Origin of the sequence: Streptomyces sp. NPDC004126 (assembly GCF_050275515.1) — a bacterium.
Lineage (GTDB): Bacteria > Actinomycetota > Actinomycetes > Streptomycetales > Streptomycetaceae > Streptomyces.
On record NZ_JBNNPF010000003.1, the window covers coordinates 105,952 to 120,115 of the forward strand.

The 14,164-nt window shown below is 73.2% G+C and carries 12 protein-coding genes and 1 pseudogene; 8 read left to right on the forward strand and 5 right to left on the reverse strand.

Going from position 1 to position 14,164, the window contains the following annotated elements; genetic code table 11:
• Positions 1–17: 17 nt before the first annotated feature.
• The gene (locus ACQKM2_RS04510) at positions 18–1,127 is read right to left on the reverse strand and encodes a mechanosensitive ion channel family protein (protein ID WP_427706487.1); all 1,110 of its coding nucleotides are present in this window, start codon (positions 1,125–1,127) and stop codon (positions 18–20) included.
• A 434-nt stretch (positions 1,128–1,561) separates the two neighbouring features.
• Between ACQKM2_RS04510 and ACQKM2_RS04515 the strand changes: the two genes are divergently transcribed.
• On the forward strand, positions 1,562–2,482 hold the full coding sequence (locus ACQKM2_RS04515) for a hypothetical protein (protein WP_427706489.1): 921 nt from the start codon (positions 1,562–1,564) through the stop codon (positions 2,480–2,482).
• An 84-nt stretch (positions 2,483–2,566) separates the two neighbouring features.
• Here ACQKM2_RS04515 and ACQKM2_RS04520 read toward each other — a convergent pair whose 3' ends face one another.
• Positions 2,567–3,307, reverse strand: coding sequence for a polysaccharide deacetylase family protein (locus ACQKM2_RS04520; RefSeq protein WP_427706491.1), 741 nt, complete (start codon positions 3,305–3,307; stop codon positions 2,567–2,569).
• Between the two features lie 292 nt (positions 3,308–3,599).
• On the opposite strand from ACQKM2_RS04520, the gene ACQKM2_RS04525 reads away from it, so the two are divergent.
• From ACQKM2_RS04525 to ACQKM2_RS04535, 3 genes and pseudogenes are all read left to right on the forward strand, one after another.
• Complete coding sequence (locus ACQKM2_RS04525; protein ID WP_427706789.1) at positions 3,600–4,232, forward strand: NADPH-dependent FMN reductase; 633 nt, start codon at positions 3,600–3,602, stop codon at positions 4,230–4,232.
• A gap of 391 nt (positions 4,233–4,623) precedes the next feature.
• Positions 4,624–5,202, forward strand: a complete 579-nt coding sequence (locus tag ACQKM2_RS04530) for an RNA polymerase sigma factor (protein ID WP_241253482.1) — start codon at positions 4,624–4,626, stop codon at positions 5,200–5,202.
• A gap of 869 nt (positions 5,203–6,071) precedes the next feature.
• Positions 6,072–6,839: pseudogene (locus ACQKM2_RS04535) on the forward strand (IclR family transcriptional regulator); the annotation flags it as partial.
• A 187-nt stretch (positions 6,840–7,026) separates the two neighbouring features.
• Here the strand turns inward: ACQKM2_RS04535 and ACQKM2_RS04540 are convergent.
• Positions 7,027–8,445 (reverse strand): MFS transporter, encoded by a 1,419-nt coding sequence (locus ACQKM2_RS04540; protein ID WP_427706493.1) that lies wholly within the window; start codon positions 8,443–8,445, stop codon positions 7,027–7,029.
• Between the two features lie 141 nt (positions 8,446–8,586).
• Here ACQKM2_RS04540 and ACQKM2_RS04545 point away from each other — a divergent pair, with 141 nt between their 5' ends.
• Positions 8,587–9,408, forward strand: coding sequence for a helix-turn-helix transcriptional regulator (locus tag ACQKM2_RS04545; RefSeq protein ID WP_427706791.1), 822 nt, complete (start codon positions 8,587–8,589; stop codon positions 9,406–9,408).
• Between the two features lie 5 nt (positions 9,409–9,413).
• On the opposite strand, the gene ACQKM2_RS04550 is transcribed toward ACQKM2_RS04545, so the two are convergent.
• The gene (locus tag ACQKM2_RS04550) at positions 9,414–10,376 is read right to left on the reverse strand and encodes a nucleoside hydrolase (protein ID WP_427706495.1); all 963 of its coding nucleotides are present in this window, start codon (positions 10,374–10,376) and stop codon (positions 9,414–9,416) included.
• Between the two features lie 258 nt (positions 10,377–10,634).
• Here ACQKM2_RS04550 and ACQKM2_RS04555 point away from each other — a divergent pair, with 258 nt between their 5' ends.
• The 3 genes from ACQKM2_RS04555 to ACQKM2_RS04565 all read left to right on the forward strand — a co-directional run bounded on the left by ACQKM2_RS04555 (position 10,635) and on the right by ACQKM2_RS04565 (position 13,378).
• Entirely contained in the window at positions 10,635–11,297 is a 663-nt protein-coding gene (locus ACQKM2_RS04555) for a DUF4360 domain-containing protein (RefSeq protein WP_427706497.1), read from the forward strand.
• A 183-nt stretch (positions 11,298–11,480) separates the two neighbouring features.
• Positions 11,481–11,651: a hypothetical protein gene (locus ACQKM2_RS04560; RefSeq protein WP_427706499.1), complete on the forward strand. Its 171-nt coding sequence runs from the start codon at positions 11,481–11,483 to the stop codon at positions 11,649–11,651.
• A 284-nt stretch (positions 11,652–11,935) separates the two neighbouring features.
• The gene (locus ACQKM2_RS04565) at positions 11,936–13,378 is read left to right on the forward strand and encodes a nucleobase:cation symporter-2 family protein (RefSeq protein WP_427706501.1); all 1,443 of its coding nucleotides are present in this window, start codon (positions 11,936–11,938) and stop codon (positions 13,376–13,378) included.
• Positions 13,379–13,445: 67 nt separating this feature from the next.
• On the opposite strand, the gene ACQKM2_RS04570 is transcribed toward ACQKM2_RS04565, so the two are convergent.
• Positions 13,446–14,117 carry a transcriptional regulator gene (locus tag ACQKM2_RS04570; RefSeq protein WP_427706503.1) on the reverse strand — a complete coding sequence of 224 codons (672 nt, stop codon included), beginning with the start codon at positions 14,115–14,117 and terminating at the stop codon, positions 13,446–13,448.
• Between the last annotated feature and the right edge of the window lie 47 nt (positions 14,118–14,164).

Below are 14,164 nucleotides of genomic sequence, written 5' to 3' on the forward strand. Positions count from 1 at the left end.
ACCCCGGCCCGGTCCGACTACCGCCGCCGGTCCGCCAGCACCTCGGACGACGCGTCCCGCTGGTGCGGGACCGGCGGGACGGCCGGCGGCTCCCCCGCCTCGTCCTGCCGGAGCGAGACCGTGCGCGCGGGCGCCGGGATCGAGATGCCCTCCGTCCGGTACCGCTGGTGCAGGCGCTTGATGAACTCGTGCTTGATCCGGTACTGGTCGCTGAACTCGCCCACGCCCAGGATCACCGTGAAATTGATCCTGGAGTCCCCGAAGGTGTGGAAGCGGACCGCGGCCTCGTGGTCCGGGACCCCGCCGGTGATGTCGGCCATCACGCTGTCGACGACGTCCAGGGTCACCCGCTCCACGTGCTCCAGGTCGCACTCGTAGCCGACCCCGACCTGCACCAGGATCGACAGCTTCTGCTCGGGCTGGCTGTAGTTGGTCATGTTCGTCCGCGCGAGCCGGCCGTTGGGGATGATCACCAGGTTGTTCGACAGGTTGCGCACCACGCTGTTGCGCCAGTTGATGTCGACGACGTACCCCTCCTCACCGCTGGTCAGACGGATGTAGTCACCCGGCTGGACGGTCTTCGAGGCGAGGATGTGCACCCCGGCGAAGAGGTTGGCGAGGGTGTCCTGCAGGGCCAGCGCGACCGCCAGACCGCCCACCCCCAGCGCGGTGACCAGCGGGGCGATGGACACCCCGAGGGTCTCCAGGGCCACCAGGACGCCCATCGTCAGCACCACGATCCTCGTGATGTTGACGAAGATCGTCGCCGACGCCGCGACGCCCGTACGGGACGCCGCCACCGACTGGACCAGACCCGCCACCACCCGCGCCGCGCTGAAGGTGGCGATGACGATGAGCACCGCCGTCAGCGACTGGTCGACCACGCCCCCGACCCGAGCGGTGAGCGGCAGCGCCGAGGCGGCCACCGCGGCGCCGGCGATCACGGCCGCCCAGGGGACGATCGTCCGCAGCGCGTCGACGATGATGTCGTCCCCGCTCCACCTGGTCCGGCTCGCGTGCTTGGCCAGCCACTTCATCAGCGCCCGCAGCACCAGGCCGGCCACGCCGCCGGTGGCCAGTGCGATGCCCGCCACCACCCAGTCGTGCAGGACGAGGTCCCGGGTCACCGCCCGGCCCCCGCGGCGTGGAGGGCGAGGGAACGGGCCGGACCCGGCCGCCGTATGTGCTGTGTCGTCACCTTGTCACCTGTCAGGTCGTGTTGTGCGCAGCCCCGTTGGAGCGGATGTACGCATTCCGAACGGAACTGTCATCCTGCCCCATGCCCCCGCCGCCCCCGCACCCGGACCCCGTCGTTCCGCCCGGCCTCCGGGGGAGCGGGCCGCGCCACCCCGTTCGGGCGACACGCGGTTGCTCCGCGTTGACGAACCGCTCACCTGACCGGCCCATGCCCCCGGCCTGTCGGAGCGGCCCGGGTGGCGGGGAGCGGTGGTATGTGCAGCGCGTGGAGAGGCGCCCGGCCCGGTCAACGGGCCACGGGGGCCCACGCAACCGTTCCCTCGCGCTCCCGCGGCGGTCCTCAGCGCCGGCGGGGAAGGAAGTCATGAACCTCAACGCTCAGAAGGTGTCACAACGGCCCCGGACCCGGTCCCGGATGCTGCTCGTCTCCATCGCCGCGGCCGCGGCCCTGTCCGGCCAGCTGGTGGCGACCGCCCCGGCGGCGTTCGCGGACGGGCCCAAGCCGTCGGCCCAGGACCAGCAGAGGAAGCCGGACAAGGGCAAGAAGGACGACCACAAGAAGAAGCCCGCGCAGTTCCCGCACGGGCTGCGGCAGTTCACCTACGACAACACCTTCACCGTGCCGGCGGGCGTCACGACCGTGTTCGTCCAGGCCTGGGGCGCCGGCGGTGGCGGCGGTGGCGGTGGCGGCGCGACCCTCGGCAGCAACGCCCGGCCCGGCGGCTCGGGCGGTGGCGGCGGTGCCGGCGGCTTCACCTGGTGCGTCCTCAACGTCCGCCCCCTGGCCGACTACGGTGTGGACGTCGGTTCCGCCGGTACTGCAGGCACCGCGGGTGCCGCCGCTCCCTCGACGACGACGAACGGCGGCGCGGGCGGTGCCGGCGGCACGGGTGCCAACACCACGGTGGTCGCCACGGCGACCAACACCACTCTGCTGACCGCGACCGGCGGTGTTGGCGGCGGTGGCGGCGGCGGCGCGACGGTCACCCCCACCGTTGCCGCGGGCGCCCCCGGCTCCGGCGGGGCGGGAGGCAACGGCGCGTGCTCCACGAGCAGCGTGAACCTCGCCGGCGGCGCCGGCACCACCGCCGGCGCCAGTGGCACCTCCCTGCCCGGTACCCCCGGCACGGGAGGTACCGCACCCGACGGGATCGTCGGCGTGCCCCCGGGCGCCGTCGACGGCGGTGACGGCGGCCCGGGCGGACGCGTCGCGGACAGCGCCGTCGCCCGGGGCGGCAGCGCCGGAGAGGCCGGCGGCGCCGGCTACGTCGTCATCTGGTGGTAGCGGCCGCACCCTGACCGCACGGACGGGAACACCCCGACCGCCCGCTCCCACGGCCCCCGCGGCCGAGGGGCGGGCGGTCGCCCGTCACGGCGCGGCCGTCAGGAACTCCCGCAGGTCGACGACCGCGTACTCCTCCTCCAGCACCGCGTCGACGATCCGCGGCAGGGCCTGCGCGTCGAGGACGACCCCGTCGCCCGCGCTGCTGCCCACGTGCATCTGCAGGATGGCCCCCGGGCCCAGGGCGCCCACCGCCCGGCGGACCACCTTGTCCACCGTCATCCCGCCGGCCGGCCCCAGGTAGCCGTTCGTGTCGTCGGTGAACTCGATCGCCGCGTACCCCAGGGCGTTGACGTCCGCCACCGCGTCCTCGGTCGTCGAGCTGTACGGGAACCGGAAGAACGGCAGCGGCTCGGCCCCGGACGCCGTACGGATCGCCGCGTCGGCGGTGCGCACCTCCCGCTCCCGCTCCGCCGTGCCGAGGTCGTCGAAGTACGGGTGGCTGTGCGAGTGGTTGCCGAGCCCGTGCCCGGCGGCGGCCATCGCCCGCACGGCCGCGGGACGGGCCTTCGCGAACAGGCCGGTGGGGAAGAAGGTGGCGGCCGCCTTCCGCCGCCGCAGCTCCGCCAGGACCGTGTCGAGACCGCTCTCGTCCCAGGCGGCGTTGAAGGTGAGCGCCACCACCCTCCGCGAGGTCGGCAGCCGCCGGACCTCCTGCCCCAGCAGCGACGCCGGCGGCCGCGGTCCCGCCGCCGCGGCGGCCACCGCACCCGCGGCGGGCACCAGACCCGCCGCCAGCAGCGCCGCCAGCGCGGCACGTCGTCCCACATCCACCACAGTCGCTCCCTCGGCCGGCGCACCGCACGGCGCGGCGCTGCCACGAGTGTGCGAGAGCGGCGGGCCGGGCACCGCGCAGCCGTGCCGGGCACCCGGGTGATCTCCGCCGGCCCCACCGCCGTGCCACGGTGCGCCCGGCCCCGGCAGCGGCGGGCGGCACCGTACAGTCCGCTTCGGGGGCCGCGTACCGGCAAGGGAGACAGCCGTGAACACCACCGACCAGGACCGCTTCCCGTCGGACCCGGCCCGCCCCCAGGACCGGGAACTCACCGGCCGGGCCTCGCTGCACGCCCTCGTGCTCTCCGGCTCCTCCCGGACCGGATCGGTCAACGCGCGCCTGGCCGCACTGGTCGCGAGCCTCGTGGTCCGGGCCGGCGCCACCGCCGAACCGGCCCTGCTCGGCGACTTCCCCATGCCGCTGTACGACGGCGACCTGGAGGCCGACGAGGGCGTACCGCCGGGGGCACTGGCCCTGCGCGAGCGGATCGAGGCCGCGCAGGCCCTGGTCATCGCCTCGCCCGAGTACAACGCCTCCGTCCCCGGCGTGGTCAAGAACGCCGTCGACTGGGTCTCCCGCGTCCGGCCGCAGCCCTTCAAGGACAAGCAGGTCCTGCTGGTGTCCGCCTCGCCCTCGATGGTCGGCGGCAACCGGGGCCTGTGGGCGCTGCGCGTCCCGCTGGAACACCTCGGGGCACGGGTCTACCCCGACATGTTCAGCCTGGCGGCGGCCCATCAGGAGTTCACCGAGGACGGCGCGCTGCGCGACCGGGGGCTCGGCGAGCGCCTCACCGCGACCGTCGAGTCCTTCCTCGACCTCGCCGAGGCCGACACCCGCTACCTGTGCCTCCAGCGCCGCTGGTACGAGTTCCTCGGCGACCGGACCGACGCGCCGGTCACCGCCCGCGCCCAGGACTGAGCCGCCGCACCGTCGCACACGCGCCCCACCCCGGCCGCCGGCACAGCCGCGGCCGGTGGGGCGCGTACCCGTGCGTGGGGGCGCGCGCTGGTGCCGAGGGGGCGCGCGGGGCGGCGGATGCCACTCTTCCGGAAGAAATCCGGGACCGGCTTGCACGATCGGGCGTGATTTCCGATGTGGTGGTGATGGGGGGCGCTTGCGCTCCACGGCTGTCGCACACGGGGGCAGGCAGCCGACCACCCCACACGCCACTTGGAAGGTTCCGCGCCGAAGTGAATGTTGCCGAGATTGTCGCCCTCGCGCTGATAGTCACCACCACGGTCCGTGTTTTCTCGAGCGATGTGACACCCACCGCCCCGGAGGGCGGCGACGAGCAACGGTGGGGGAGTGCATGAGCGAAGGCGAGTTCGACCCGGCGGGGGACCAGACGGTCTCCAGTGAACTGGCGGGCGTCCTGCCCGTGGAGTTCACCGCGTTCCACTCCCAGCAGCACCGAGCGTACCTGCGCTACGCCCACCTCCAGCTGGGCAACGCCAAGGACGCGCAGGAAGTCGTCGACGACGTGTTCACCTTCCTCCTGAAGGTGTGGCGCCAGGCCCTCAAGGAGGCGAGCCTGCACGGCTTCGCCTGGGCGGTCCTCCGCGAACACGTCGAACGCCGGCTGGCGGCCCTCGGCCGCCAGGTGGCCATGGTGGAGACGGCGTGGTTCTCGGCCCTGCGCCGCTCGTCACGAGAGCGCCTCGAACTGCTGGAGTCCAAACTCGGCCTGTACGCGGCCATCGCGGAGCTGTCCGAGCGGCAGTACGACGTGGTGCTGCTGGCGTTCCTGCTGGGCAACGACTCCGACACGGTCGCACGCATGATGGGGATCTCCCCCGCGACGGTCCGTTCGCACGTACGCGGCGCACGCCGAACCCTGTCCCGCAAGCTCGGGGTGGACTGGATCCCCGGAGAGGAGAAGGACCAGTGAGCGACATGCCCGCTGACCGTGACATGCCGCTGTGCGAACTGGACGCGGCCCTGCAGAACGCCGCGGTGCTCGCTGAGGAGTACGCGGGCTACGACGAGGGCGCGGCCCGGCGCCGCATCGCCCGCCGGATCGTGGCCGACCGGGCCCGATCCGCGATCGGCGGCGCCACCGGCCCGGACCAGCCCGCCCGCGGGCAGACCGGGCCCGCCGAACACGACGACCTGGTCCTCGACGCCGCCTGCCACGTGCGGGCGGCCCGCGTCCTGGACGACGTCACCTGGTCCCTCGTGGAGAGCCGGGACTTCGCGGAGCTGGCCCTGCACGCCGAATCCTGGCCGCACGGAGTGGACTCGGCCCTGCTGTTCGGCTGTCTGCTCCACCTGACGGACCGCACGGAGGGCGCCCGGTTCTGGTTCCAGTACGCGGCCGGGGCGGGCTCCCGCACCGCCGCGCAGTGCCTCTACCTCCACCACCTCTCCCGCGCGGAGGTCCGGACCGCGAGGCACTGGAAGCAGCAGGCCGGGACCCTGCCCGCCGAGGAGCACCTGCCCCACCTGCCGCAGATCCCCGAGGACCTCGAAGAGGCCCTGGCCGCCTCCGTGATCTGGACCTCCCCGCCCATCACCACCCAGGACCTCAGCTCGCTCACCAGCGGGCCCGGCCGGGCCGCGCGGCCGCCCTACCGGCTGCCCGCACGGCTGCGCCAGGCGGTCGCGGCGCGCCCCAACCACGAACACCCCGACCTGGGGGACGTGTTCACCCCCAGTCCACCGGTCGCCGTGGCCGTGGCCCACCACGCCCGCCTCAACCCCCTGCACCTGACCGGGGAGGCCAACGCGTGGGCGCTCGAAGCGCTCAAGCAGCCGCACCTGACGCACGCCGCCCGCAAGAGCCCCGAAGGCCGGCCGGCGTCCGTCGCCCTGGAATCCGTGCACCAGGCGCTGCGCGTCCTGGAGGTGGTCAACCGGTACTCGGGCGGAGTCAGCCTCACCCAGATCGCCCGGGAGACGAAACTGCCGCAACTGGTGATCGCCCGGGCCGTGGAACAGCTGGTCCGCGCCGGCCTGGCCGCCCCGACCGGGCCCGACGCCTACGTCGCCGGCAACGCCCTGACGCTCACCGACGCGGCGGGCGGCGACGGGCGCGGCCACCTCAGGGAAACCCTCGCCTGGGTGCGCGACGCCGTGGGCGCCGCCGTCTACGTGGCCCGCTACACCGACGGCGAGGTCTCCATCACCCAGTACGCCGACGGCCCCGGCACACCCGTCGTCGAGGAATGGGTCGACTTCAGGTCGGCCGCCCACGCCTCCGCCGTCGGCAAGGCCCTGCTCACCCAGCTCGACTACGACGACAGGAAGGACCACCTGGACCGCCACCGGATGTCCAAGTTCACCCCCCACACCATCGGCAGCGAGAAGGCCCTCTTCCACCAGCTCGACGCGCGCAGGCCGGGCGCCCCGCTGCTCGACCTCCAGGAGTACGCCCTCGGCACGGTGTGCGCGGCCGTCCCCATCACCTCGGGTCCGAACGCCGAATGCGTGGCCCTGTCCATCCCCGTCCCCGATCCAGGCCGGCTGAGGCAGGCCGCCCGGATCCTGCAGAGCGAGGCCGCCGCGGTCTTACTGGCCCTCATCGTGGCCGGCAGCGCCCAGCCCGCCCCGGCAGCGGTCCGCAGCGCACCCGCCGCCCCGGGACCCCAGTGGTTCCGGGACGCGGCGGCCGGCGCGGGGGCCCCGGCCGGACTGCACCGCCCCTTCCTCTCCACCACCGTCTAGCGACAACGGCCGGCCCCGACCCCGGGGCCGGCCTCCGCCACGGACGGCGTCACGCCTTCCGCCGGCCGAGACCGGCCGCGACCAGCAGGGCCGCCGCGATCACGAGGGCCGCGTCGATCCCCAGGACCAGCCGCACCCCGTCGAACAGGGCGTCCTGCGTGGTGGCCAGGACACCGAGCAGCGGGATGCCGACGGTCAGGCCGACCTGCTGGGTGGTGGTCACCAGACCGGTGGCGAGCCCCTGCTCCTCGTCCGGCACGCCGCTCGTCACGATCACCCCGTACGAGATGATCGCGCCGAGGTGTCCCATGCTGGCCACCGACACGGCCAGCGCCGCGAGCAGGGCCCCCGACTCCGCGCCCATGCCGAGCAGCACACCGGTGAAGGCGCCCTGGGCGAGCAAGGACCCGATCAGGACGCGGCGGGCGCCGAAGCGGCCGATGAACCGGGGGGCGTACGCGCCGGCGACGGCGGAGGTGACGCCCTGCACGCCGAAGACCAGCCCGGTCAGGAAGGAGGACAGCCGCAGCGTCTCCTGGAGGTAGAGGGTCAGCACGAAGACGACCGTCGACATCATCGAGAACGTCACCAGGCCGCCGATGTTGCCCCAGGCCACCGTGCGCCGCCCCAGCATCGGCAGCGAGACCAGCGGGGCGGGGGACTTCGACTCCACCACCACGAACGCGGCGAGCAGGACGAGCCCGGCAGCCAGGGCGGCGCGGACGTCGGTGCCGCCGAAGCCGCGCTCGGCGGCCGTCGACAGGGCGTAGATCAGGGCGAGGAGACCGCCGGTGACGGTGACGGCGCCCGGCACGTCGAGGCGCGGCCGCTCCGGGGTGCGCGACTCGGACAGCAGACCCGGCGCGAGGAAGAGGACGAGCAGCCCGGCGACCGCGAGCAGGCCCATCGTGGAACGCCAGCCGAGGGTGTCGGTCATGACACCGCCGAGCACCATGCCGACGGTGAAGCCCAGGGACAGCAGGGTGCCGGAGATGCCGAGCGCCTTGTCGCGCAGCGGGCCCTCGGGGAAGGTCGTGGTCAGCAGCGACATGCCGGTCGGCACGATGACGGCCGCCCCCAGGCCCTGCAGGGCGCGCCCGGCCAGGAAGGACGCCGGGTCCCAGGCGAAGGTGGCCAGCAGCGAAGCCGCGGTGAAGACCGCGAGGCCGGCCAGGAACAGCTTCTTGCGGCCGTACAGGTCGCCCATCCGGCTGAAGAGCAGCAGGAAGCCGCCGGAGGGCAGGGTGAACGCGGTCACCGCCCACTGGAGGCCGGACCGGCTCAGGCCCAGGTCCCTGCCGAGCGCGGGCAGCGCCACGTTCAGGACGGAGAAGTCGAGCGCCACCATGAACTGGGCGGCGCAGAGCACGAAGAGGACCAGCTTGGCCCGGCCGGTGAGCCGGGGCGTGTTCTCGGGCGCCGCCGTGTGCGGCCCGCTGACCGCGGGGGTCCGTGTGTCTGTCGTCATGGCCACCACCCTCGCGGCCCGGGAATGCCCGTGAAGAGTGGGAACTTATCCTGTTGGTGGCACCACCAGGGGGCCGAACAGGGGGAATTCGTGGCAACGCCGATCGACCAGCACCGCCGGACGGAGCTGCGGGAGTTCCTGATGAGCAGGCGCGCCCGGATCTCGCCGGGCGAGGCCGGGCTGCCGGACGGCGGGGCCCGCCGCCGTACGCCGGGGCTGCGCCGGGAGGAGGTCGCCGTGCTCGCGGGCGTCGGCGTGTCCTGGTACCAGTGGCTGGAACAGGGCCGCGATATCACCGTTTCCGGGCAGGTGCTGGACTCCGTGAGCCGGGTGCTGAAGCTGACCAGCGCCGAGCGGCGGCACCTGTACGTACTCGCCGGGCTCAACCCGCCCGTACTGCAGGTGGCCCCGGGGGACCGGGACAAGTGCGACGGCCTGCGGCGGCTGATCGACGCCTGGATGCCCTTCCCGGCACACATCATGGACACCTACTGGAACACCGTGATGTACAACGACGCGGCCGCGCTGGTCTTCGGGATGAGCCCGGAGGCCGTGCAGAACTGCCTGATCGCCTTCTTCACCGACCCGATCTACCGGGACCGTTCCCCGCAGTGGGACCGGGTCGCGTGCGATGTCGTGGCCCAGTTCCGGGCGGCCTGTTCGGAGCATCCCGGGGACGACGGGTTCCGGGCGGTGGTCGCGGAGGTGCTCGAACTCAGCCCGGAGTTCGCCGCGTTGTGGAACCGCCGCGACATCCGCCCCGGCGGCCAGCTGCAGAAGCAGATCCGGCACCCGGTCGTCGGCGTGCTGCACCTGGAGTCGACCCAGCTGCGGGTCCCCGCGCGGCCCGATCTGTCGATCGTGCTGCACACCCCGCTGCCGGGCAGGGACACCGCCGAGAAGCTGGAGTGGCTGGCCTCGCCCGAGGGGCGGCGCGGCCTGATGTACCCGGTGGCGGGCTGAGCGGCTCAAGCGCCGCCGGGGCCGAGGGAGCCGCGGGAGCCGAGGGCGGCCACCGCGCCGACCATGCGGTCCCAGAAGAGCTCCGTGTCCAGGGCCGTGCCGACCCGCGCGTTCACGGGCCGTCCCACGTACTGGTGGAGGTCCACGACCGTGGCGCCGCGGGTGTAGCGGCCCTGGAGCTCGACCACGACGTTGGCGTCGGCGCAGCCCACGATCGCCGGGTCGATCACCCGGGCCACCGCCACCGGGTCGTGCAGCGGCGGGTGGGGCATGCCCCACAGCCGGCGGTAGGCGGAGGCGAAGTAGGTCAGCAGCTCCACGCAGACCGAGCCGATCGGGGTGCCGAGGGCCTCGAAGCGGGCCAGCACCTCGGGGGTGGCCAGCGCCTGGTGGGTCACGTCGAGCCCGCACATGGTCACCGGTACGCCGCTGCCGAACACGACTGCGGCGGCCTCCGGGTCGGTGTAGACGTTGAACTCGGCCGCCGGCGTGCGGTTGCCCGGCCCCACCGAGCCTCCCATCAGCACGATCTCGCGGATGTGCGCGGCGCTCTCGGGATGGCGGGTCAGCAGCAGGGCGATGTTGGTCAGCGGGGCGGTGGGCACCAGGGTGACCGGCTCGGGGTGTCCGACGAGGATCCGGTGGATGAGGTCCACGGCGTGCTCGGGCACCACCTCCACCGTCGGCGGCGGGAAACTCGGTCCGTCCAGCCCCGATTCCCCGTGCACGTCGGCGGCGACGGCCAGCGGCTGGAGCAGCGGCCGGTCGCAGCCCGCGGCGACGGGCACGTCCGTGACGCCGGCGAGGGTCAGGACCCGGCGGGCGTTGAGGGTGGTCTTCTCCAGCGTCTGGTTCCCGGCGACGGTGGTGACGGCGAGGAGGTCGACGGCGGGATCCCCCGCCGCCAGCATGATCGCCAGGGCGTCGTCGTGTCCGGGGTCGCAGTCGATGATGATCGGAACGGGCACGCGCTGGACCTCCTCGTGGGCCTGGACGGCCCAGTCTGCCGCCGGAGGGCCGCGCGGGCCGCCCCTTACGAGCCAAAAGGCGGCCGGGTCGTGGCGGACTCCGCCCTCGGGCGCGCGGTGCGATGGTCGGACGAATGCCCCGGACGGGGGTCGTGTGCGGGGTGACGCGGCGGCGGCTGACGCGCCTGCGCCGATGGCCGCGGGGAGTGTGGAACGGTTCGTGCCGATCACGCACAGCAGCGATCGGAAGGACTCCCCATGCTCAGAACGGTGTTCACTGCCGGCGCGGCCGCCGCGCTCGCCGCTGCCGCCCTCACGCCCTCCGCGGGCGCCGCGCCCGCCCTGCCGTTCCCCGCGCCGCCGGGGCAGATCACCGTCGACGTGGTCCAGGTCAACGGCTCCGGCTGTCGCCCCGGCACCGCCAACGTCGCGGTCTCCCCGGACAACACCGCCTTCACGGTGACGTACAGCGAGTACCTCGCCCAGGTCGGCAAGGACGCCAAGGCGACCGACTTCCGCAAGAACTGCCAGCTCGGCCTCAGCGTGAACGTGCCCCAGGGCTACACCTACGCCATCGCCAAGGCGGACTACCGCGGCTTCGCCAGCCTCGCCCAGGGCGCGAGCGCCACCCAGAACGCCAGCTACTACTTCCAGGGCATGCAGCAGACGGCCTACCGGAGCCACACCCTGAACGGGCCGACCGAGGGCAACTGGCAGGTGTCGGACGCGGTGCCCGTCGAGGCCCTGGTCTTCCACCCCTGCGGGGCCAAGCGGAACCTGAACATCAACACCGAGCTGCGCGCCCAGGCCGGTTCCTCCGACACGGCGAACTCCACCAGCTTCGTCGCGATGGACTCCACCGACGGCAGCTTCAACACCGTGTACCACTTCTCCTGGAAGACGTGCCCGCAGCGGCGCTGACACCGGCGGGACGGCGCGGGGCCGCGCCCGGGATCCCCCCGGGCGCGGCCCCCGCGCATGTCCGGAGGCGGTGTGAAGAGATGCCATTGAGGGCGTTCGAGTGGGAATGCCCGCCCCCGGCAACCGAAAGCGGAGAGTGACGAGTCATGACGTTCAGTGATGACTCCACTACCGGGAGGTCCGATGAGCACCGTGAACACCGCACCGACGTACGGACTTTCCTCCGGGACGCCGCAGTGGGCGCTCGACCCGTACCGCTTCCCGGGCCTCCAGGACCTGGACGAGCCGGAGGCTCCCGCGGGGCCCGCCGAGGAGCGGTCCGAGGGCTTCCGCGCGGCCCCGCGCCGGCCCTGATCGGGAAGCGGAACCTCCGGTTACTCGCGAGGAAACCCACCCTTTGGCTATGGTGAGCGCCCTCCGGTCAACGGCCCCTTCGGATCCCATGCCCAGTCAGGGATCCGGATGGCGATCGAAGGATGTCCCGCCAATCCGGGACGCAATCTGCATCCAGAGCGACGTGCTGTCGGCAACACCGCCCGGCGTCGGCTCCGTGCGAGCCGGTCTGCGCTCGCCCCGCCACCCCGGGGCTGGAGCGCGGCGGTCCTCTCATTCACCTACCTCGCGAAGGCAAGGCAGAGATGGCAAGAGCCACCAGACAGTCCTCCCGGCAGTCCACCCGACAGGGCATACACCCCGTCGACGAACTCCTCCCGTTCCCCCAGCTCGCCCTGTACGGCTTCCAGCACGTGCTGGCGTTCTACGCGGCGGCGGTCATCGTCCCCGTCCTCCTCGGCAACGCGCTCGGACTCAGCCGCCAAGAGCTGGTCCACCTCGTCAACGCGGACCTCCTCACCTGCGGCATAGCCTCGATCGTCCAGGCCCTCGGCGTCTGGAAGGCCGGCGCCCGGCTCCCCCTCGTCCAGGGAGTCACCTTCACCGCGGTCTCACCCATGATCGCCATCGGCCTGGGCGCCGGCGGCGGCACCGCGGGCCTGCTCGTCGTCTACGGCGCGGTGATCACCGCCGGCATCGCCACCTTCGCCTTCGCCCCGCTCTTCAGCCGGCTGGTGAAGTACTTCCCGCCGGTCGTCATCGGCACGATCCTCACCATCATCGGCATCACCCTCATCCCCGTGGCCCTGCAGGACGCGGCGGGCGGCGCCCACCTCGTCGGCACGCCCGCATACGGGTCCGCGAAGAACCTCGCGTACGCGCTGGGCACCCTGCTCTTCATCCTCGCGCTGGTCCGTGTCGGCCGGCCCTTCCTCAGCAGCCTCGCCGTCCTCCTCGGACTCGTCGCCGGAACGGCCGTAGCCTGGCTCTTCGGGGACGTCGACTTCGGCGCCGTGGCCCAGGCCGACTGGATCGGGGTCACCACCCCCTTCCACTACGGCATGCCGCGCTTCGAACTGCTCCCGATCGCCGCGATGCTCGTCGTCATGCTGATCACGATGGTGGAGACCACCGGCGACGTCTACGCCATCGGGGAGATCACCCGCAAGAAGGTCGACGCCGACACGGTCGCGCGCGCCCTGCGCGCCGACGGCGTCGCGACGGTCCTCGGGGGGATCCTCAACTCCTTCCCCTACGTGGCCTTCGCGGAGAACATCGGCATCGTCCGGATGTCGAAGGTGATGAGCCGCTACGTCGTCGTCGCGGCCGGCGTGTTCATGGTCGTGCTCGGCCTGCTGCCGAAGGCGGGCAGCCTGGTCGCCTCCGTCCCGCACCCCGTGCTGGGCGGCGCGGCGGTGTCCATGTTCGGCATCGTCGCGGCCGTCGGCGTCCAGATCCTGGCCAAGGCCGACCTGCGGGAGGAGCGCAACACCCTGATCCTGGCGGTCAGTCTCGGCGCGGCGCTGCTGCCCACGACGGTCAGACCCTTCTTCGAGCGCATGCCCGACGACGTCCGGGCCGTACTCGACAGCGGGATCACGCTCGGCGCCCTCACCGCGATCCTGCTGAACCTGCTCTTCAACGTCTTCACGAGCCGCAGCACGATGGAGATCGACTGGGCCGACGTCGAACCCGACGCCGAGGACGACGGCCCGCCCGGGCCGCCCGCCTGGGCGCCGGCCCGCTGACGCGCGGGCGGGCCCGGAGAGGGGATCCGTTCCCCTCCCGGCCCGCCCGGGTGCCCCCGTTCCCGCGTCAGCCGCCCGCCGGGTGGCCGGGCGCTGCTTCGCCCTGGTCGCCGACCAGTTCCCAGAAGTGGTCGGTCAGGCGCCGCAGGTAGGCGGACCGCTCCGCGGCCGTCTCCTTCAGCCTGGCGTCGTCGTTGCGGGCGACCAGGTGCCCCATGTACCGCTCGGAGAAGGCGGCGAGCTCGCCGTGCATCGTCCGCAGCGCGTCGCCCACGCTCGTCGCGTCGACGGAGGCGATCTCCACCACGGGATCGACGTACGCCTTCCAGCGTCCGGCCACCGCCGACCGCAGGTGCCCCTCCAACTCCTCGGCGCGGCCCGTGACCGTGGTCAGCGCGCGCAGGGACAGCCCCAGTGCCTCCACCAGCACCCTGGTCTGCCGGGAGTCCCCGTGCCACTGCCCCGACGCCTCCGCGGCGCGGTACTCCGCGGGGTCCATGCCCAGCCGGTACGCCAGCCGCTCCACGCTCAGCCGGCGGGCCAGCCGGAACTCGGCGAGCGTCCTCGGCGCGGTCCCCATCAGGGTGGCGGCGTCGCACCACAGCACGTCGGCCAGGGCGAACAGGTGCTGGTCGGAAGGGACGTGGGAGCCCTGCTCCCACGCCGCGACCACGGCGGGATGGACCGGGCTCCCGCAGGCCGCCATGGCCTCGGCCACCTGAACCGTGCTCAGACCCATGCGGGCGCGGGCGGATCTGGCCCCGGCGGGGGAAAACGGAGTGCTGT

Excerpts from the sequence above, each read along its gene's own strand:
- ACQKM2_RS04555 (WP_427706497.1), top strand. The coding sequence starts at position 10,635 with ATGCTCAGAACGGTGTTCACTGCCGGCGCGGCCGCCGCGCTCGCCGCT.
- ACQKM2_RS04530 (WP_241253482.1), top strand. The coding sequence starts at position 4,624 with ATGAGCGAAGGCGAGTTCGACCCGGCGGGGGACCAGACGGTCTCCAGT.
- ACQKM2_RS04565 (WP_427706501.1), top strand. The coding sequence starts at position 11,936 with ATGGCAAGAGCCACCAGACAGTCCTCCCGGCAGTCCACCCGACAGGGC.
- ACQKM2_RS04545 (WP_427706791.1), top strand. The coding sequence starts at position 8,587 with ATGAGCAGGCGCGCCCGGATCTCGCCGGGCGAGGCCGGGCTGCCGGAC.
- ACQKM2_RS04515 (WP_427706489.1), top strand. The coding sequence starts at position 1,562 with ATGAACCTCAACGCTCAGAAGGTGTCACAACGGCCCCGGACCCGGTCC.
- ACQKM2_RS04570 (WP_427706503.1), bottom strand. The coding sequence starts at position 14,117 with ATGGGTCTGAGCACGGTTCAGGTGGCCGAGGCCATGGCGGCCTGCGGG.
- ACQKM2_RS04560 (WP_427706499.1), top strand. The coding sequence starts at position 11,481 with ATGAGCACCGTGAACACCGCACCGACGTACGGACTTTCCTCCGGGACG.
- ACQKM2_RS04540 (WP_427706493.1), bottom strand. The coding sequence starts at position 8,445 with ATGACGACAGACACACGGACCCCCGCGGTCAGCGGGCCGCACACGGCG.